General features: G+C 39.1%; 21 protein-coding genes. 4 read left to right on the top strand and 17 right to left on the bottom strand.

Annotated features, from left to right (window positions below):
- Nucleotides 1–13: 13 nt before the first annotated feature.
- Nucleotides 14–1258, bottom strand: coding sequence for an MFS transporter (locus tag M3204_RS10470; protein WP_251481204.1), 1245 nt, complete (start codon nt 1256–1258; stop codon nt 14–16).
- A 328-nt stretch (nt 1259–1586) separates the two neighbouring features.
- Between M3204_RS10470 and M3204_RS10465 the strand changes: the two genes are divergently transcribed.
- On the top strand, nt 1587–3329 hold the full coding sequence (locus tag M3204_RS10465) for an AAA family ATPase (protein WP_251481202.1): 1743 nt from the start codon (nt 1587–1589) through the stop codon (nt 3327–3329).
- An 86-nt stretch (nt 3330–3415) separates the two neighbouring features.
- Here M3204_RS10465 and M3204_RS10460 read toward each other — a convergent pair whose 3' ends face one another.
- From M3204_RS10460 to M3204_RS10445, 4 genes are all read right to left on the bottom strand, one after another.
- On the bottom strand, nt 3416–4246 hold the full coding sequence (locus tag M3204_RS10460) for an STAS domain-containing protein (RefSeq protein ID WP_251481199.1): 831 nt from the start codon (nt 4244–4246) through the stop codon (nt 3416–3418).
- A 121-nt stretch (nt 4247–4367) separates the two neighbouring features.
- The gene (locus tag M3204_RS10455; protein ID WP_251481197.1) at nt 4368–4646 is read right to left on the bottom strand and encodes a YkvA family protein; all 279 of its coding nucleotides are present in this window, start codon (nt 4644–4646) and stop codon (nt 4368–4370) included.
- Nucleotides 4647–4832: 186 nt separating this feature from the next.
- Nucleotides 4833–5456, bottom strand: coding sequence for a class I SAM-dependent methyltransferase (locus tag M3204_RS10450; RefSeq protein ID WP_251481195.1), 624 nt, complete (start codon nt 5454–5456; stop codon nt 4833–4835).
- A 99-nt stretch (nt 5457–5555) separates the two neighbouring features.
- Complete coding sequence (locus M3204_RS10445) at nt 5556–6317, bottom strand: MerR family transcriptional regulator (protein ID WP_251481193.1); 762 nt, start codon at nt 6315–6317, stop codon at nt 5556–5558.
- Between the two features lie 317 nt (nt 6318–6634).
- Here M3204_RS10445 and M3204_RS10440 point away from each other — a divergent pair, with 317 nt between their 5' ends.
- Entirely contained in the window at nt 6635–7279 is a 645-nt protein-coding gene (locus tag M3204_RS10440; RefSeq protein ID WP_251481191.1) for an alpha/beta family hydrolase, read from the top strand.
- 145 nt (nt 7280–7424) lie between these two features.
- On the opposite strand, the gene M3204_RS10435 is transcribed toward M3204_RS10440, so the two are convergent.
- The 10 genes from M3204_RS10435 to M3204_RS10395 form a co-directional block, all read right to left on the bottom strand.
- A complete protein-coding gene (locus tag M3204_RS10435; RefSeq protein ID WP_251481190.1) occupies nt 7425–8060 on the bottom strand; it encodes a hypothetical protein in 636 nt (211 codons plus the stop codon).
- Nucleotides 8050–8574, bottom strand: a complete 525-nt coding sequence (locus tag M3204_RS10430) for a sigma-70 family RNA polymerase sigma factor (RefSeq protein WP_251481188.1) — start codon at nt 8572–8574, stop codon at nt 8050–8052. The genes M3204_RS10435 and M3204_RS10430 overlap by 11 nt, the downstream gene beginning before the upstream one ends.
- A gap of 150 nt (nt 8575–8724) precedes the next feature.
- Nucleotides 8725–11028, bottom strand: a complete 2304-nt coding sequence (locus M3204_RS10425) for an ATP-dependent DNA helicase (RefSeq protein WP_251481187.1) — start codon at nt 11026–11028, stop codon at nt 8725–8727.
- Between the two features lie 111 nt (nt 11029–11139).
- On the bottom strand, nt 11140–11268 hold the full coding sequence (locus tag M3204_RS23675) for a hypothetical protein (RefSeq protein WP_285856800.1): 129 nt from the start codon (nt 11266–11268) through the stop codon (nt 11140–11142).
- A gap of 324 nt (nt 11269–11592) precedes the next feature.
- Nucleotides 11593–12813 (bottom strand): helix-turn-helix domain-containing protein, encoded by a 1221-nt coding sequence (locus M3204_RS10420; protein WP_251481185.1) that lies wholly within the window; start codon nt 12811–12813, stop codon nt 11593–11595.
- Between the two features lie 187 nt (nt 12814–13000).
- On the bottom strand, nt 13001–14275 hold the full coding sequence (locus M3204_RS10415) for a S8 family peptidase (protein ID WP_251481183.1): 1275 nt from the start codon (nt 14273–14275) through the stop codon (nt 13001–13003).
- A 736-nt stretch (nt 14276–15011) separates the two neighbouring features.
- Nucleotides 15012–15758, bottom strand: a complete 747-nt coding sequence (locus M3204_RS10410; RefSeq protein ID WP_251481182.1) for a hypothetical protein — start codon at nt 15756–15758, stop codon at nt 15012–15014.
- Nucleotides 15745–16407 (bottom strand): cobalamin B12-binding domain-containing protein, encoded by a 663-nt coding sequence (locus M3204_RS10405; RefSeq protein ID WP_251481180.1) that lies wholly within the window; start codon nt 16405–16407, stop codon nt 15745–15747. Before M3204_RS10405 ends, M3204_RS10410 begins: the two co-directional genes overlap by 14 nt.
- 14 nt (nt 16408–16421) lie before the next feature.
- Nucleotides 16422–16778: a hypothetical protein gene (locus M3204_RS10400; protein WP_251481178.1), complete on the bottom strand. Its 357-nt coding sequence runs from the start codon at nt 16776–16778 to the stop codon at nt 16422–16424.
- A gap of 5 nt (nt 16779–16783) precedes the next feature.
- A complete protein-coding gene (locus M3204_RS10395) occupies nt 16784–17089 on the bottom strand; it encodes an antibiotic biosynthesis monooxygenase family protein (protein ID WP_251481176.1) in 306 nt (101 codons plus the stop codon).
- A gap of 191 nt (nt 17090–17280) precedes the next feature.
- On the opposite strand from M3204_RS10395, the gene M3204_RS10390 reads away from it, so the two are divergent.
- Entirely contained in the window at nt 17281–18069 is a 789-nt protein-coding gene (locus M3204_RS10390; protein ID WP_251481174.1) for a GNAT family N-acetyltransferase, read from the top strand.
- A 46-nt stretch (nt 18070–18115) separates the two neighbouring features.
- On the opposite strand, the gene ltaE is transcribed toward M3204_RS10390, so the two are convergent.
- Entirely contained in the window at nt 18116–19141 is a 1026-nt protein-coding gene (gene ltaE, locus M3204_RS10385; protein WP_251481172.1) for a low-specificity L-threonine aldolase, read from the bottom strand.
- A 136-nt stretch (nt 19142–19277) separates the two neighbouring features.
- On the opposite strand from ltaE, the gene M3204_RS10380 reads away from it, so the two are divergent.
- A complete protein-coding gene (locus M3204_RS10380) occupies nt 19278–19703 on the top strand; it encodes a CBS domain-containing protein (RefSeq protein WP_251481171.1) in 426 nt (141 codons plus the stop codon).
- Between the two features lie 216 nt (nt 19704–19919).
- Here the strand turns inward: M3204_RS10380 and M3204_RS10375 are convergent, their stop codons facing one another.
- Complete coding sequence (locus tag M3204_RS10375; RefSeq protein WP_251481169.1) at nt 19920–20384, bottom strand: STAS domain-containing protein; 465 nt, start codon at nt 20382–20384, stop codon at nt 19920–19922.
- Nucleotides 20385–20541: the final 157 nt, after the last annotated feature.

The raw sequence follows: 20541 nt of genomic DNA, 5'->3' as shown, positions 1-20541 counted from the left end.
ACAGCTTTTTGTTCTACCCCTTTTCGGTAAGGTTCGTTTCTGCATCTAAAACAAAAAGATTTTGTTTAGACTGCATGAAAACAACTAAAGTCAGGAAGGCTGCCAGCAATAAAGCTATGACTGCAAAGACAATGCTGACTGTCTGCAGGTGTAATGCTTCAGCAAGATAGCCCAATAACAATGTTAATACAATTTGTAAGATTGCCTGAAAGAATGCAAATGCGCTGCTGAACCTTCCCATTAAGTCAACAGGCACATTATTTTGGAAAAAGGTCGTGTATCCTGTAAATGAAAAAGGTGAAAAGAATCCGATTATGATAAAGCCAATGACAGCCAATGGAACAGTACCGGAGGAAGCAATGTAAAACATAACATAACCGGCGACAGACAAAAAAGAACCCATTCCGATCAGTAATTTGACTGATAACCGATTAGCCAATGACGCGACTGCAAATGAACCAGCCACATATCCCGCACCTGTAAGACTGACTAATAAACCGTAATTCTTCTCAGATAATCCAACTACCTGCTGGATAAATGTGACTTCCTGAGAATCAAGGGCAAAAGATATTAACATAATGAACTGGAAAATCAGGAATACGAGCATAAAACCAACTGCTGTCCTGCCAAAATCAATCACAGCTTTCCAGTCATTCGAGATCATTTTTACTGTGATACGATCTCTGTATTGCTCTTTTCCTTGATTACCGTCCACATCAGGCAGAAAGTATATAGCTGCTGCGCAGAAAAAGAATGTCACAGCGTTAACGTAGATGCTTGTATTGATACTTCCATACATAATCAAAAGTCCTGACACGCTGGGCCCAATTAGCATGGCACCTGAGGTGGCAAAAGAAAACATAGAATTGAAGCGCTTCCTCTTTTCTGCGGGGATCAATTTAGTTATATATGTTTCTGAGGTAGGACCAAAAAATGCCCCTGCTACGTTAGTCAAAAACATAATGATATAGATTGGAATTAATGATGTGAAAAGCGGTATTACGGCAATTGAGACGCCTCGGATGATATCGATGTAAATCATTAATTTCCGTTTATTCACCCTGTCGATCACACTGCCAGCCCAAGTGTTAGTAAGCAGTATAGCCAGGGGCCTGATTATGAACAGTCCGGCAATCGCGGCAGCTGAGCCTGTCAATTTCAACACCAACAAATTAATAGCAACAAAATAAATCCAATTACCAATGTTTGAAATCCCTATTCCAAGAATCAATAATATGGGATTTTTCCATCCCTTCAAAAAGACCCCTCCTGAGCGCAGACAATAGTTGTCAGAACTTTTCCTTAACTAATTCTCTCTTCATCCTATCTTTACCTTCCAAAAGTTTCAAGTAACGATTCGATAAAAAATAACATTTTTTTCCTTTATCTTTAATTGTCACATTTTGTTCATAGTAAATTTCCCAACCTCTAATACCAAAATAGCGACTATACCCGTATTGACAGGGCTTTTAAACCTTTTGGCTCATATTTTCATATATTTACCATCGTTTGTATTTCAATTTACCCATTCATAACCTATTAATATTACTTATAATGGTATATAGATTCGATAAGGAGCTGAAAGCATGAATTCAAATCCAAAATTTGTTTCTAAGATTCTACCGCTTTTTGCGGCGTTTATGGTGATATTGACGATAGCAGCTACAATTCTTGTTCAAAATACAGAAGAAAAGATATCAATCCCTTTCTCTTCGATGGTTAAGACTATAGAAAACCTCGGTGGAGAAAAAGCTACCCTCACTGAAAATATGGACGGGACTCTTGTTTTAGAAACAAAAGATGGTAAATATGTTTCCCAAGTTCCCCCAGGAAGCCAGATGGTTGATAAATTAGTAGAAAAAAATAATATTAGTTATGAATATATGAACAACAGCAAATATGGCGCATGGCTCCTTGGCGGCGTCCTGTTACTGCTAATGGGTACAGTATATGTCATCCAGAAGAAGACAGGCGGCATTGGGACTGGCAACAGGATGAAGAACAGTCTTACTAAGCCAAGTCCAAAGCCCTCTATCACATTAGCTGATGTTGGCGGACTCCAGGATGAAATGAAAGAAGAAATTCTTCAGACATTATCTATCCTGAAGAACCCTGAAAGATCAGCAAAGATGGGCATTAAGCCTCCTAAGGGGATTCTATTATACGGACCTCCTGGAACCGGCAAAACATTGCTTGCCCAGGCAATCGCACGCGAATTGAATGCGAACTTCTTCTCTTCTAGCGGTTCTGCTTTCAATGAAATGTTTATTGGTGTTGGTGCGTCCCGCGTACGGAGCTTGTTCCAAAGCGCACGCAAGCAAGGCCCAGCAGTTATCTTTATAGATGAAGTTGATGCATTGGCAGGAAAGCGTAAGCCTCACGGCGGAGAAGAAGGAGAAAAGACATTGACTGAGCTCCTAGTACAGTTAGACGGCGGCCATGCTAATGACGGTATTCTCTTTATCGCAGCGACCAATCGGAAGGATATGCTTGATGATGCTTTCCTGCGTCCAGGCCGGATCGATTTTTCATTTAATGTTCCTCTCCCTGATACTAAAGGAAGAAGAGAGATCATTGATATCCATATAAAAGGAAAAAACCTTGCTGAGGATGTCGCTGCTTCCCTTGGCGACCTGGCAGAAAGCACCTCTGGCTTTTCAGGTGCTGAATTGAATTCACTTTTTGAAAACGCAAGCCGACGAGCTCTTAGAAATGGACATGATTTTATTTCAAAAAGTGACATAGATTATGCTTTGGATCGCACTATCCTTGGCAGCACGTCCCGCACGCTGCAGGACGCCGATACTAAACGCAGGGTTGCCATCCATGAAGCGGGCCATGCTCTTGTTTCTTCAGTGACTAAGCCTGGTTCAGTTCGTAAAGCGACAATTATCCCTCGCGGCCAGGCCCTTGGTTATGTCGCTCCAATACCGAAGGAACTTCAGCTTTCAACTACTAGCGACCTGATTGATCGCATTGCGATGATTCTTGCTGGGGGTGTTGCGGAAAGAATGTTCCTTGGGGAGCACAGCATTGGAGTAAGCGGTGATGTGCAGCAGGCAAAACAGATCATTGAGCAAATGGTAGACACTGGATTGCTCCAGGAAGGCTTCTCACTCACCTTCAGTAAAGGCCTAAAAGAAACAAAGATGCAGGAACTTTTCGAGGATGCATTGGAAAAGAGTGAAATGATCATCCATGCTCATCAGCCACAGTTCGAGCGCCTCGTAGAAGCGCTGCTGAAGAAAGAAACTCTTGAAGGTACTGAAGTGGATGACATCGTCCAGGATAAAGCTTTATTTCGTGAAGATCATTATCTGTTGGCTTAAATAAACGCAGTAAAAACGGCTTTCCTTTTTGGAAGCCGTTTTTTTATTAGGCTCTTTACGTAAACTTTGTTACTGTGCGCCTTTTTTTATTTTTTTGCATCAAGAGCCTGGGCTAAGCTATTTTTGATATCTGTTTCTTCAAATGATAATCCGAGCTGGACGGCTGTCTGGGCAATTTCTGGCCTGATGCCTGAAAGTGTTGCTTTTACGCCTATTAACTTCAAAGCCTTAAGAAGCTGGAATAACTGGTGTGCTACCATTGTATCGATCATCGCAACTCCGGACAAATCAACGAATATATGATGGATATTTCTCTGTGCACACTGTTTCAGTGTATGTTCAAGAATCATTTTAGCTCTCGTCGTATCTATATCGCCTATCAATGGCAGCAGCCCTTGATGATTGCTTAGTGAAATAACGGGAGCACTTAACTCATTAATCATTTCCTGTTGCGCTTTCAATACATTTTGGGAGTATTTATATGTAGTTTCGATGAATCTTAAAATGACTTCGTCCATTTCTTTCAGAATGATATCAAACCAGGCATCAACTTCTTCTCTCGTTATATCTGGATTTAACTTCACAAATTCTCGAACATAGTCTAAATATTGATTCCTAACATTTTTAAATTCCCTTATTACGTATTGAATTGGTGTATTAATATGCTCAATATCGCTGGCGATTTCAATAATCCACGGTTCAAAATCCTTGAAGAACTCCTTTTCATCCTTTGAAAAAACTTCAATAAAATGGAGATGGAAGTCATGATTCTGTTCTTTCAAAGCCTCAATAACCTTAGGGTCTTTCGATGAATATACTCCAGCAGTATTGGATTTGTCGATGTTCCGATACCACTCTTCTGTAAGATTCCGTGTATTTGCTTTTAAATATTCATATAATGCCTGATTCCTGTGCATTGAAATTCCCCTATCATTTATAATGATGCTTCTATAATTCAGAAAACAAGGGGCACTGCCCCTTGTACATGAATATTATATCAAAGGTTTACTCTTAATTAAAAATTTTAGATACACTAATTTAAACTTTGAGATCATGTTTATCCTTTAATTCAGCTGGAGCCATTTTGATGATTTGCTGAAAAACGATCAGCAGCACACCTACATCATCAACTACTCCTATAAGTGTGAAAAAATCAGGTATCAGATCAAATGGAAGCAGGAAATAGCCTATAATCAAACCGAGCGAAGTCACTTTTTTCTTCAATGGTACTGTAGCAGATGTAAAGAACTCTATTAGAAATGGGAAGAATTTCTTAATCTTAAAAATTAGCCAAATCCTCTTGAAGAACTTTTTCATATGAACAACTCCTTTACAAGCGATATGAATACATCGCTTTATTCCTTCTTTCACTCTATCCATTCACTTAAAACATTTAGTTTATGAAAGAACGAAGTTATTTTACGTATTGAGTATAGAAAAAGTTTCATTTCCAGCTATAAGAATAGCAGCCCATGAATAGGCTGCCTGGCAAATACACTAAGATTACTTATGTGCTCTTATAGCGGCAATATGATACTGCCTTGAGTTCGGTCCTTTGATCACTTCGATTTTCTTAAATCCTGTTTCCCTCAATGCAGGGATAAGCTTATCGAGAACCAGGCTATTAATATTGCTCCATTCTTCTCCATCTTTACCGTTAGACAATGTCAGTACAATCATCCCATTATCTTTAAGTACCCTGTGCATTTCCATTGCACAATCAGGAATACTATCCCAAAAATAGAGGGAATGGATACTGAAAATTCTTGAAAACTGTCTGTCTTGAAAAGGAAGGCTGTTTGCTTTCCCGTGGACAAAACTAGCCCGCTTTTTTTTGATCTCGCTTCTATTCCGGAGTCTTGCGGACTTTAAAACTGTTTTTGAGAAATCCAAACCATCAATATGCCTGACAGAGTCATCCTTAAGCAGCAGTTTAATAGCTTTACCTGCCCCGCAGCCTATTTCTAGTATGGTTTCATCTTTTTTAAGTGCCAGCAGTTCAGCAGTCCAATAGGTCTCAGGGATATGTTGTTTTACCATTTTTTCTCCTATGAAAGAACCGATAACACCAGACGGCTTTTCATATTGATGGTCGATATATTTTTTGAAAGCTGATTTTATCCTCATTTAAAACTCTCCGTTTACAGAATTTTCTCCACTTTTATTTTATCATAATTTCACCCCAAAAAAGAAAGACGAAATCAATTTTGATTTCGTCCGTTAAGATTATTTTGTTTGCTGATCGCAGTAGTAGTGCATGGCTTTACTTAGGAATGCTGCAAGTCCTTCCCCGTGTTTATCAATATTCTTAGTGAACCTTGGATCAGCAACATATAAGTCTCCTAACCCGCGGAAAATATCAATTGTGCATTCATAGTAATAGTCTGTGATGAATTGGCGCCAGTCTGCCACTGCCTGCTGTACATGCGAATCTTCTGGTCCATGGCCCATACGTTCCATTACCCTTCTATATATTTCTTCTGTTTTTGCCTGGATATTTCCCCAGTCTTCACTAGTATAGGCCGAGGTCCGTTTCTCAACCTTTTCCACTGTTTCCTTTCCATACTTTTCTTTTGCTTCCTTGCTATACTTCTTTTGATGTTCCTCAATTTCTGACATATCAAAGCCTTTGAACATTTCCTTATCAGCCATTTTAGACCCTCCATCGATGGAATCGATTGTTTTATCAACTGTATTGATCAACTCTTCAAGCCGCTTCTTTTTTTCAAGAAGGAGCTCCTTATGATTTTTCAAAGTTGCCTTGCGGTCAAAGTCAGAACGGCTTAGAATATTTTTTATTTCCTGAAGGCTGAATTCCATCTCCTTGAAAAATAATATTTGCTGCAGGCGTTCAAGATCCATCTCCGTATATAGTCGATACCCGGCCGGAGTAGTCGACGCTGGCACTAACAGCCCGATCGAATCATAATGATGCAGGGTGCGGACACTCACTCCTGCCAGTTCTGAAACTTCTTTTACTTTGTACAATGTTGTGATCACCTCCACATTCCCATCGTAAGCTATAACGCAACGTGATAGTCAATAAGGTTAATTTAATTTTTAAAATTACTTTTTTACTTTACATAATAATATTATGATATTTTTTTCCTGAAAGCTGCTTCTATTGAACTCGTGGCTTCTTGACCAATCGCATAACTAGCGTTTACTGACTTCTGGTTAACTTTTCTGTAAGTATCGATCCGAGATTCTAATTAATTAAAAAAGCTGATACGTAATGCAGATAAATATTCCATAATTTGAAAATTAATGTATAATTAAGAAAACTTTTAGGAGGCCTTCTTTCTATGGTTAAAATGATTAAAGACTCTGTTGCTGGATATAAAGAGAAACCAGTTGACTACCTGCTTTTCAAGCAGGACATGCAATCAAACAGTATAGCAGTGATGTTCCCTGGCAGAGGCTACACTGCACAGGCTCCGCTTTTTCATTACTCAACTGGAGTTTTTCTAAAAAAGGGATTTGACGTTCTTCATGTTAATTATGATTATACGTCGGAAGAATCGAACTCGATGAGCCTTGATGAACATATCACTCAGATTACTGAAGATGTAAAAGCAGTTATGAATCGAGTTTTAGTAAGCCATTCTTACGAAAACCACACATTAATCGGCAAATCAATCGGCACGATTGCTTTGTCATCTATCGTTGATCGAGATGAATTATCAAAAGCCAAGGTAGTCTGGCTTACTCCACTCTTACAGTTGGATACCGTTTTTAATAAAATGAATGAATCACTATCATCTGGTTTATGCATCATCGGCGATAGGGACCCTTGCTATATTTCGGAACGATATGAACAACTTTATACTAATGAAAACATATCATGTTTGTTGATACCTGGTACTGAGCACAGTCTTAACTATGCTGACAATCCAATTGAGTCAATAGATGTACTGAAGAGAGTAATAACTGAAATAAGCAAATTTTAATTGTCTAAGGGGGATTGGCAATGGACAGGTTTCAACACTATCTAAATAACATTGTCGAACTCCCTGCGAAAACAACATTCTATGCGTAAACAGCCTTTTTAAAAATCATAAAAGACCAAAATGAGTTTGGTCTTTTATGTCATACTTATTGGAATGGAATCTCTTCTTCATACGCTTTTTTATATTTGTTAATAAGTTCTTCTCTATGCGATTCGCTCGTAATGCGAATATCTCCATATACGGGCACTAAAGTGTACCAACCCTCTTCCTCTAAATACTTGGTGACAAATAAATATGTCTCCCCTTTTTCCAATAATGCATCATTTTCAATCAGGATTAAATTATTGCCTTCATATCCTCCCTGTTGATTGACTGTCACCGCGCCTTTTAAGTTACCTTTAATATCTTCAGATACCTCCACTTTAAATTGCGTTTCTGGTATTCCAACCAGGGATTTCTCCCCGGACTTTTCTATCACTTTCCCAACGAAGACAGCGTCGGACCAGCCTACTAGTCTTTGAGGATCTGTTACATCAAAGGCATTGCTGTAAGGAACCGTTTGGATGACTGGGTTTTCAGACGGGGCACTTGTAAATAACCCTGGTCCGGCAATGGATAAAGCGATGGTTGCTGCCAATGCAGGAGCGGCCAGCAAGTACCATTTTCGACTGGACTTTTTGACAGACTCCGATTTTGCTTTGGCGATGCCTAATTTACTTCTCTCACTCAGCTCTACTGGAATTTCGATTTTGTTCATTTCACTTAAAATTTTATCGTTCATTTGCTTCATCTCCCTTTAAAGAATTTCGAAGCTTTGTTAAACTGCGGTATAAAATAGTTTTTACAGTGCCTAGTGGAATTTCAAGGACTACCGATATTTCTTTTAGCGTCATTCCTTGATAAAACCTTAGGAGAATAACGCTTTTTTCTTCTTCCTGAAGCCCTTCAATCAAATCTTTTAAAGTAATTCCAGAAATAATATCCTCATTGACAATTCCTGCTACATGATTATCAAATTCTGGTTTAAGCGGGACAACATTCTTTCTCTTTCTTAAAATATCCAGTGCGCAGCTGATGGCGATCCGCATAAGCCAAGTTTTAAAGTATTTTGGTTCTTTAAGATTTTTGATCGATTTAAATGAGCGGTATGCTGTTTCCTGTACCACATCCAGGGCATCGCTTTCATTTTTTACATATATAAAAGCCATCCTGTAAATGTCTTGTTCGTATTGTTGAAACAGTTCCAAAAACGCTTTATCATTTCCTTTTTGAGCTTTACTAATTAGTTTCAGCAATACAGGCACCCCCTTGTCTCCGTTCTTATAGATTAGACGGTAGTTTCACTCATTTGGCTTTCTTTTCCTGTAAATTTTTTAAAATAGTTTTTAGAAATGCGTCTGATAAGCTAATTAGTTATACAAAAATAAGAAAACAACACCCTGTGATTACAGGATGCTGTTTGATTGCAAAATCAAAAAGTTACGCCATTCAACTGGCAATAAACTTTGATATTTAGCGGTAAGATACCGGTCGTCAATCAATATGATCATTCCCGTGTCATTCTCTGAACGGATCAGCCTGCCCCCAGCCTGGAGCACCTTATTCATACCAGGAAAAACATATGCATAATCATAGCCATTTTTGCCAGAGGCAGAAAAATGCTGTTTGATAAGATCGCGTTCAAAGCCAATCTGGGGCAGTCCGACACCTACAACTATCACACCATTTAACCGATCGCCTTTTAAATCGATTCCCTCTGAGAAAATACCCCCGAGTACGGCGAATCCAACAAGAGGGTCATCATTATCAGATTTGAATGATTCTAGGAAAACTGTCCGGTCATTATCTCCCATTCCAGTCCCTTGAACAAGTGTAGTTATGTCATCATTATGGACATGCCATTCATCCAACACTGAATTAAGATACTGGTAGGATGGGAAAAAGATCAAATAGTTGCCAGGCTTGTTTTTCACTGTATGGTAAATGGTTTTGACAATTGGATTAATCGATACTTCTCTGTCTTTAAATCGAGTTGATAACGGTTGAATCCATACCTCGGTCTGTTCACTCGAAAACGGAGAGGGAATGAAGGTTACATAATTTTCAACTTCGCCACCTAGCATATCCTTAAAATAACTTATCGGGCTAAGTGTAGCAGAAAAGTAAACACGGGCTTTGAATTTTTCACCAGCCTGTCTGATTAAGAACGAGGGATCGAGGCAGAATTGTTTTATCATTACTTCATTTTTTTGGATTTCGGTATAAAGTATGTATCGCTCATCAAAAAGCTTGCTGATTCTGATCCAATTCTGGGCCGTGAAATAAGTTTCAAGCAATAAAACTGAATTATCGGCATCCCCTTTAAGTAATTCCATTTCGGCATGCTGAATAAAGCCTGAAATAAGATTATTCAACTCAGATAATATCTCTTTAAATATGATTGTTCTTGATGGTTCAGCCTGTTTCCTGAGTTTTATGAAGTAGTCATTTATTTGTTTAGAACTTTGAAAAAGGTCATTATTTTTTCCTTTATAGTCGCGTTTTAATTGTAAAAATGACGCTTTTTCCAAAGACGAAGAAAACATATCCCTTCCTCTATCCACAAGGTTATGAGCCTCATCAACCAGCAAAACCGTCTGCTTTTTTTGATCATCAAACAATCGTTTTAGCGAAACTTTTGGGTCGAAAATATAGTTATAGTCACAAATGACCGCGTCTGCAATATAGGCAAGATCGAGTGAAAATTCAAACGGGCATACTTGGTGCTTAAGAGCATAATTCTCAATGCATACCCTGTCAAAAGATCTCTCCTCACCCAGGATGTCAAGTATAGCTCCATTTATTCGGTCATAATAACCATCTGCAAATACACAGTACTCCTTGGTGCATTTCCCTTCTCCAGTAAAACAGATCTTGTCCTTCGCCGTAATTGTCACTACATTCATCCGCAATCCTTTGTCAGCCATCAACTTGAAAGCCTCTTCCCCAGTCGTTCTGGTGGTTGTCTTTGCAGTCAAATAAAAAAACTTTTGCAAATGCCCTTCACCGATTGCCTTTACAGTTGGAAAAATAGTTGATATCGTTTTCCCTATTCCTGTAGGAGCACTGGCAAACAAAGTCTCACCGTCCGAGATTGTTTTATAAACGGAGCCTGCAAGCTGGCGCTGGCCTTTTCGATACTGGTCAAACGGAAATACAAGCTCTTTAATACTTCTGTCACGGGCAATTCTATGTTCTTTACGCAGCTTAGCAAATGGAGCATAAGTCATGATAAGGTGCATCATGAAAGCTTCCAGCTCATCACGAGACCGAGAGCGTTTAAATCTCTTTATTTCTCCTGAAGTTTTCTGTACATAGGTCAATTGAATGTCTATTGATTCCCTGTCTTGATCCTGTATGTACATATATCCATAGCATTCCGCCTGAGCCCAGTGCGCGGGATATGTATTTGCGTCTATGTAATCGAGGCTCCCTGAAGTTGATTTAATTTCATCAATCGTGATATTGTCATCTGAAAAAAGCAGCCCGTCACATCGACCTTCTATATAAAAATGAAGATCTTCATACAATATTTCCGTTTTCAATAGAACTTCACTTTGGTCATTCTCTTGATATGTTTTCTGGACTTCACGATGAATTCTTGAGCCCTCGGTGAAGGATGTAGCTGTCCTGAATCCAGATTCAATGCTTCCGCTGCTGTATACATACTCAGCTAAAGCCCTTACCGGGATTTTTATCTCATACTCCATCCTCTCACCTGCCTAATTAATATACTCTTTTTTAATTATAGTACATATGTTCCTCTATAACCAATCAAAATAAAAAATCCGCTCCAATTTTATATGGAACGGATTGATCTATTACCAGTGGCGTGTATTTTCGAGCAAACTGTCAATTTCAATAGGGTTCAGTTTAAAACTAATATCATCTTCGGCGATTTCCAATGTTTCATCCAACAAGTCGTCAATATTCATGCTAATTGTTCCCATACCGAACCTCCTTGTTTTTTCAGCCAAACTTCTTTGTGGCTTCGTGAACATAGTTCGTATAGTATATCAGGAGTATGGGGGTGAAAATGCATCATGAATATTTTCCCAACTTATTGTGAAAAAGTTATAACACAGGAAGTTTTGCCTATTCTTGTTTTACTTCTTTCGTCCTTTTCCAACAAAAAAAGGCCCAAATGAAAGGCCTTTTTTACATCAAATCAAACTGGAGGTTGGATTGGCGGAAGACCCGCTACTAAAACTCCTAATGCCATTGCACCTGTCATTAAAGCCATCAACTTCTTTTTCATTATTCCATTCCTCCATTTAATTGATTTTTTCAATATATTTTACTGCTTGATCAAACCTTCCTATCTGGCGATAGTGGTTTGACAGCATTTTGTAAAACCATATTAATTCTTCACTCTTGCCATCGCTTTCCTCAAGGTAAGGAATCACTTTTGACTCTGAATAGGCAAGCGATTTTTCTGGTGCTTCTAGATTCATTAAATAATAATTTGCTAACATCCTATACTTGCGGTTTTCCAACTCTTTGGCTAACAAATAAACTTCCTGAAAAGCCTCTCTTGCCTTTATTGAGTTATTTAACTCACTATGGATTTCTCCAATTGAGTAAAGAGTTATAAGATAATGGGGAGTGTTTTTTGTTTGAAGTGATAAACTCTTTTCGAAAAAGACAATCGCTTCATTGGATTTATTTAATTTTTTTTGTAAGTACCCCATATTATGATAAATTTCAGGTAAAAGCTTGCTCTCTTTTAAAATCTCAGCATTTCTAATTAAGTGCTTGAAGCAATCTTGTGCTTCTTCGTATATTTTTGAATGTGTATAATTGATTCCTAACAGAATCATCACATGCAGGATTCGTTTAAAATTATGATCTTGCATGAATTCCTCTAAAGCTAATTTCCCATAATAGATGGCATAACCTGGCTCTTCAAGCGAACTTTTAGCTAGTGCCCGGTGATATAATAACTCACCACTTGAAATTTCAATTTTGGATCCTTTACCGATTGACTCGAGGATCTCGTCTGCTTTCTTAAAATTCCCTTTCTTCAATAACCATACAGCATAAAGGTATGAAAATAAAGATGCCTGAGGTTGGGAAAATATTTTCTTCTGTTTATTCAAAAGTTCATATTGTACCTGTGCCTCAGGTAACATGCCTTTAAAAATCAGGTATCTAAACTTGGTAAGTTCATATGTATGTAGATTGGTAGTGAAAGGGATGATTCCCTCATACTCTTCTAGTTTAAGCATTGCCTCATCTGCTTCTTCATTTAAAAAATAATCTATTTTCTCATTAAGCTCGGATACTAATTGCTTGATCTGTTCCTCATTTTCCGTAATGGATGAAAGGTTTACTCCAAGTCTTTCAAGAAGTAAGCCCATGGTTTCTTCGTTTGCTTCCTTTGAGTTGCCTTCGATTTTGCTTAAATGGGGAACCGAACATATGCCGTTAGCCAGTTCCTTTTGGGTTAAACCTTGTTGAATACGATAAAATTTGATTAGCGGTCCAAATTGCATACGTTCACCTGCCGTTTTCTTATTAATCTACCATCATTTTATTTTTTTTAAACAGTCCAAAAGTACTATTTTTTAAAAATTCTTTATATTATAAATAATTTAACTTAAATACTACACCAATTGATTAAATAAAGCCACCCGGATCAAACAACCCGGATGGCTGGCAATGTTGGGTGTTACTAAAAGGTTACTTTACGCGAGGGAAACCGAAGCCAGAAGCATAGTCATCACCTGTAGCTGCACCAGTTCCGCCTTTGATGTCATATAGCTTTGCACGTCTTTGGATTTCAGAACGAAGCTGAACATTGGTCCAAGACTTATTTGAAGACCAAAGCTTCGCTGCAAGTCCGGAAATGTGCGGTGTAGCCATTGATGTACCACTCATTGTCGTATAGTTTCCATCTACAGCTGTAGAGTAGATGCCGCCGCCTGGTGCAGATACTTCAACATCCTTCTCTTGGATATAGAAATCTCCATCCGTATTCGGGTTTCCACGAGATGAGAAGTCAGAAACCTTATGCGTACCGTTTACAAATGTGTTATCAAGAGAAGCAACAGCTACTGCATTTACCAAAGCGCCTGGATAGCCGATTGTGTTCGCGCTAGGACCGCTGTTTCCAGCTGCAGCTACAACTAGTGCTCCTTTGCTGTAAGCATAATCTACTGCACTAGCAATCATTGAATCTTTGCCGCTTGAACCTAGAGACATGGAAATGACAACCTTAGACCCTGTTCGAACACCCTCATCCGCTGCGTGACGGATTGCTCCCGCGATGTCATCAGAATATCCAGAACCATTATCACCCAAAACTTTGTAACCCCATAATTCTGACTGCGGAGCTACACCATAAATTCCTGCGCCGTCATATCCGCCGTTTGCGACTGCTGTTCCAGCAACGTGTGTACCGTGGCCTTGACGGTCAGTACATGTGCCGTTTACCATTGAAGAACTTGTTTGCGTAAAGTCTTTACATTGCTCAACATTGTCAGTCAAGTCAATATGATTTCGATTGATACCAGTATCGAGGACAGCCACTTTGATTCCGTCTCCGCCGGTAGTAGCCTGAATGTAGTTGTCATTATAGATTGCCTGGATACCCCATGGCGTCTGATCAGATGGATATGAGGCCTGTGCCGTATAATCACCTTTGCCTTTGCCATTACCTTGAACACGTGCATCAATTGAGTGCTTCTCTACTTGAGAAACCTTTACATTTTTGTTATTCAGTAATGCCTGGTACTGTTTGCTGTTTACTTCTGTTGTAAAACCTTGGCTGCCAAAATCCCAGCGTTTGCCTAATTGCTCTTGCACTTTCGCTTTTTCGGAACTCGGACCCTGAATTAAAACTCGATAAGTATCTTGGCTATCTGACGATCCTGCGCCAAAAGCCCCTGTTGCAAACATAGAGACGCCCATTGCTAAACTAAGTACTGCAGAGCCGAGTATTCTTTTCTTCTTCATCCTTTTGCTCCTCTCACCTTCGAAAAAATTTGGCAGTTTGTTGGCTGCGAGTTAAGTATATTTCAAATTTTCTGCCTATATCAATCAATAACTCAGCCTTTAAGATTGGGAAAAATGATGGGTTTTATGAGGTATTTGCAGTTTATTTGGAAGTGTATTTCCATGAGAATTACCAATTGTTGATTCTTGGAGAATATAGTTTGGTGAGTTCATAAAAGGGTTGTTTCTTCTATAGATAAAGTGCTAATATCAAATAAGTTTAAATGGCCTTCTTAAACTATCAAACTGGAAATAAATTAGTTATATTTATTGGGAAACCGGTTGCTTAAATAGCGGATTTCTGCCCATTTGTGTACCTTCATAGGACAACGATCGGTAGCATATTGCTTTAATTTCTCACAGAAATCGGCAAAATTCGCGAAATCATTTATGGTCCATGTGATTAAATACTTAATTATAAAATTGACTCTTCCCCTTACCATGGGTCTAATATAGGCTCTTTTCGTAAACTTTGTTGCTTTCATAACCAAAAGTATGATGAGTTTTAATATATACTCTGTTCAGAAACCATCTTCGATTAAGAGCTTGATGTCAAAAGAAATACGGAATGAATACTTGGCTTGAAAATAGCAATCTATGCGAAAACAGTCCATAATAAAAAATTTCACCTCTTTGAACTTTGGTTTTTTGCAGTCAAAAAGAGAAAAACACTCCGATTTTATTCGAAGTGTTTTTCTTACAATGATTTTTTAAATGCTTTGCTCAGGCTATTCAAAAAAGGGACTTCAAGCTTAGAATTTGAACTGTTAAGGTAAAATGCGTGGTTCGGCTTGATGCCAATTATGCTTGGGGATAGTCCCATGATTTGCAGTTCTTTTATTAACATGACGAAAGTTTCTACCCCTTCATTTGTAAAGTCTCCGACACCGTTAAAATCAAACAATATTTCCTCATAACCGCCATCCTGGGATTTGAGCAGGACACGGTCTTCGTTTTGTCTGATTAGATCGTCATCAAGATTGCCAAATAGCGGTACAAGTGCGGCTGTTTTTGTTAATTTTATAAAGGGACATGAAAGATTTTTAATTTCAAATAAAGTCTTTTCCACCTGTTCCTTCTTCTCAAGCAATTCGAGATTTGTTTCTGCCAATCTAAGTCGGTGCTTTTCCACAATGCTTTCAAGTTCCGCAAGGCGATGATCCTTTTCAAGACAAATAAGGTGACCTTCGTCCTCATTCCAATTAATCCTTATATCTAAGAGTGCATAGGGTGACTCTTTTGTTTTCATGATCAACTCGCCTTCAGCCCTGCAGTTCGCCTTTCCAAAAAGGGTGTCCCATTTCTCCTTGCTTTCCCAGTCGACTAACTCAATGAAATTCCTGCTGATATTGAAAGTTTCTGCACTTCTATCCGAAAAAGCAAGGATTTGATAATCCCGATCAATTATAAAATAAGGTTGTGGTGAATATTTAATATCCGACACTCGATTTCACTCCATGCGGATGACGGTCCAGCCAATCTTTAACGCCTTCCAGATTTTTAATGAATAATGTCCGTTCAGATCCGTGTCGGGAAAATTCATATTTATCAAGCAGTCTACCACCTACAATGATTGCAGGACGGTTAGGCAGCTTTTCTAATTCTTTTATATAGGGTTCAAGATGTTCTGCATGATATAGAATTGAGAAAGAAATGCAGATGGCATCAGGTTTCCAATCCAAAGCTGCTTTTTTAACATATTCCAGAGGCAAGTTCGGTCCATGAAACCTGGTTTCCCAACCTCCTTCGGAGAACAGTTGACTGGACATCTTCAATCCAAGATAGTGCTGTTCATTTTCAACGCAAAGAAACATGGCTTTTTTGCCGATAGAAGGAGCATCCAGATCTCTTTGTTTTTGCCAGAGATAACGAGCCAGCAGAAAATCACAGGTTGAAGTTGCAAGGTGCTCATCCGCGACGGTTATTTTATTGGTTTCCCATAAATAGCCTATATGCCTCATAGCATTCGTTACTAAAGATTCATAAATATATAAGCTATTCTTTCCTGCTTTTCGTTCTTCATCTAAAATCTGCCAGGCAGCTTCCTGATTGCCATCAAGCAAATGCTGGGAAAGTTCGATTCCTTTTTCCATTCACTCACCCTTCCCTATATATGATTCTCTTTGTGTTTTAACGAGTATATTGCATTTTTAAGTATGTTTATATAATCTTTGTTATTTTCTTCGGTCTCAGCTTTATTAAATGCAACCTGCAATCTCTCAAAATTATCGACTAAATGCTCTGTTTTCATTCCTCTTGAAGTCAAGATTCCATTTAGCCAATGAGCATAATCGATGAAGAATTTTTCATCCACCATGGAAACAGCGGTTTGCAGATGTTTTATGTGGTGTTCATTATCTTCGCGGCATTTTTGGCGTCCCAGCTCCCCGTACTTTTCTAGGAGCACTGGATAATCCTTGTATATTCCTTCAGTGACTTCTTCGATAATTTCATTCATGGTCACTTTGTTCATACTGCTACGACCTTGTATCGATCGACCTTGGGACGGATGGAAGCGAGTTCCTGATCAGGGTAATTTTTTTCCAGCTCATGAACTTTCTTATAAGCGTCACTTGTAATGTACTTTATATAGTCTTCCTTCGATTCCCAGCAAATTTGTACTGTTAATTCTGATGGGGTTTGTTCGTTTTGCAGCAATTGGAAGGAGAGAAAGCCTTCATATTCATCTACTAATCTAGATCTATTTTGATAGATGCCAATTACCTCGTTGACTTTTCCTTCTGGAATGTTCACGGTTGAATGAACTATATACATACAAAAACTCCCCCATTTCTGTTTCTATCTTAAAAAACATATATCAATTATACCCTTATAAGGTGGGGCTATCAAATAATGCCACTATTTGCATATTGTTAACACAACATACTTAATTTACTAATTAACTATTGAAAATTTTATCTTTTTAAAATATGATACTAAAAAGCTATAAAAAGGGAGTAATTGTCATGGTCAAAAAACTTGTACAATCAGATAATGATCGTGTTATGGAGTTTTTAAAACAGGAACCCTCCATCAATTTGTTCATCATCGGAGACATTGAAGCGTTTGGATTTGATGCAGATTTTCAGGAGTTGTGGGGGGAATTTCATGAGACTGGAGAAATCAAGGCAGTATTGCTTCGTTTTCACAATTCATTTATACCCTATTCATTAAATGAGAGTGATTTGCCTGTTACAGAATTTGCGGATATTATGAAGTCATTTTCGGAGAAGATATTTTTATCAGGAAAAAGTTCATTGGTTGAGAGATTTGAAGGGATTGAAGGATTGAATATCGGCCCGAAACAAGTTACTTATTTTGCAGAATGCATTTCCGAAGACTCTATTGGTGTCAGTCCCTTTGATATAAAAGTAGCCACGATGGAAGACGTAGACAAAATCCTAGAGTTAAGAAGAAGTATTGAAGAATTCATTCCAAATCCAAATGCACGGAAAATCCTGGTGGAGTCGATGGAAAGCAGAACCGGACGCACATACTTTATAGAGCAGGATGGCAAAATGGTTGCGTCTGCTTCTACGGCGGCAGAAAACTCAATGTCCGCGATGATAGTGGGTGTGTGTTCACATAAAGAGTTTCGCCGGAAGGGTCTGGCTACGGCTGTTATGCAGAAACTGTTCAAGGATGTTATGGATGAAGGAAAGATCCTCTGCCTCTTCTACGATAATCCTGATGCTGGGCGTATTTATAAACGGCTGGGATTCAAGGATATTGGCAAATGGACGATGCACCGATAGATAAAGAATTACTAAAAAAAGCTGGATTGAACATCCAGCTTTTCTCTTATTGCTTTGTTGCTCTTGAAATGGCATCAATAGCCTGCTGTATTTGATCCTCGGTGACATCATAATGTGTAACAAACCTTACATATGTCGGCCCAAAAGTTCCAGCAATAACTCCTTCAGCGCGAAGCCTTTCGACGAAAACATCTGAAGTGATATTTAACTCGGCAACATCAGCCACAACGATATTCGTTTCTGGCTGACTGGCAAGTTTCATTCCTGGAATCGCTTCTATCGCTTCAGCCAGTACCCTTGCATTCCATTGGTCTTCACCCAGCCGGTCCTTCATCTTCGTCAGAGCAATCAATCCCGGGGCTGCGATGACACCTGCCTGCCTCATTCCTCCGCCAAGGCGTTTCCTCCATTTTCTTGCGACATTGATGAAATCAGAGCTTCCTGCTATGATCGATCCGATTGGAGCGCCAAGTCCTTTTGAAAGGCAAATCTGTACGGTATCCGTACTTTTAGCGAATTCTTTAACATCGACACCAGCAGCGGCGGCGGCATTGAAAAGCCTGGCACCATCCAGATGGACCGGAATATTATTCGCCTTGGCAATATTATATATTTCAGCCATGTTGGCAACGGGGATAACTGCCCCACCTGCACGATTATGGGTGTTTTCTAAACAAATCAACCCTGTTTCAGGATAATGTATGTCCTCAGTACGGATCGCATTGAAAACATCCCTAGGATCCATCGCACCCCGGTTTCCAGGTATTGTCCTGGTCTGGACGCCGGCAAGAGCTGCGACAGCACCCGATTCATAATAAAAAATATGGGACTCTTCCTCTAATAACAGCTCCTGGCCAGGACGGCAATGTGTAAGCACAGCAATTTGATTTCCCTGTGTTCCACTGGTGACAAACAAGGCTGCTTCTTTGCCTAATATTTCTGCAGCGGTTTCTTCTAGTTCACGAACGGTTGGGTCTTCTTTGTAAACGTCATCTCCAACCTCTGCAGCATACATTGCTTTACGCATCTCTTCGGTTGGCTTAGTAACTGTATCGCTCCTTAAATCAATCATTGAAAATCCCCCTCTTTCCAATCTGCAAAATTTGCTTTGTCTCCATTCTACCAACTCAATCTGCAAAAAACTAACAGTTTTGCTTTTTCAGCCTTCGGGTAATTCATAACTATGTACCAAAAGAGGAGGAATTAGAATGAATATAGAAAAAGTGATGACTAGAGATGTGGAATTTTGCAGTCCTGATACACCGATTCATGAAGTGGCAGCAAAAATGAAGGATTTAGATGTAGGTGTTATTCCCATTTGTGATGGAGAACAGCTTACAGGACTTGCTACTGATCGTGATATTGTTCTAAAAGCAGTAGCACAGAACGTTTCAATGGATACTCCAGTTTCAGAAGTTATGACGACTGATCCCGTTCGCGGAACAGTCCATATGACAGCACAGGAAGCAGCAGACTTAATGGCAGACGTGCAAATCCGCAGGCTGCCAATTGTCGAAGACGGAAAATTAATCGGGATTGTCTCTCTAGGCGATCTTGCAGTAACTGAAAAACTTGATGATGAAGCTGGACAGGCACTAGAAGAGATTTCCACCCCTTCTGAACCCGAAAAATAAAGCAAAGTTAAAAACCCGCTGAACTTGATATCAGCGGGTTTTGTTAGTGAAGTATAAAATTATTTAGTTGTGGATAACCACATATAGTATTCTTAATCCAGCTCCAGCGCCTAGCCCCTCGAGTCGCTTCGGTCCGCCCAATGAAGTCAAAGAACGACTTCACCGGTCGGCCCTCCAGCGCTTGTCGGGGCTGAACGAGGCGCTTGCGCTTTTTGTTCATTCAACCATCTTCCTGAATTCAAGACCCTTTTCCTTCATTAAGTACTTTAATGCGGATTGAAAGGTTGAAAACGTTTGTGCTTCCAATTTAATTCCATCAAGTACCATACGCTTTACGAGTTCTGTATTCATTCCTACGAAGAATGTCCTGACTCCCATCAATGACATTGAGGACGCCATTTCATGCAGCTCTCTTCCTACTTCCTCAAGGCAGACATCCTCGACTCTTTCCCCTGTTATATCAGTAAGATCAATGATCGCTGTTTGAATTTCTTTATTGTGGATATAATTAAGGAGCTTTTCTCGAATTTTGTCAAAGCGCTCAGCGCGGATCAAACCAGTAATCGGAACCAGAATTGTTTCAGGCAGAATGGAAGGAATAATTGGTGCTGACATCTCAGAAATAATTGTTTCATACTCTTGGATTTTTTTCTCAAGCTCTTGCAGTCTTTCTTTTTCCAAGTTTAATTAACCTCCCCATAAAGCGCATACATGTAAAATGTATCTTTATCTATCTTACCCTTCACCTAAATCTTTGTATAGGAAAATATAAAAACCACTTCAAAACTGAAGCAGTCTAAGCACGAACTGTTTATTTTCTACCAGAGAAGGTTATAGC

Origin of the sequence: Mesobacillus subterraneus, assembly GCF_023715485.1 — a bacterium.
In the GTDB taxonomy this organism is placed as follows: domain Bacteria; phylum Bacillota; class Bacilli; order Bacillales; family Cytobacillaceae; genus Mesobacillus; species Mesobacillus subterraneus_B.
This window is presented reverse-complemented; position numbering and strand designations above follow the sequence as displayed.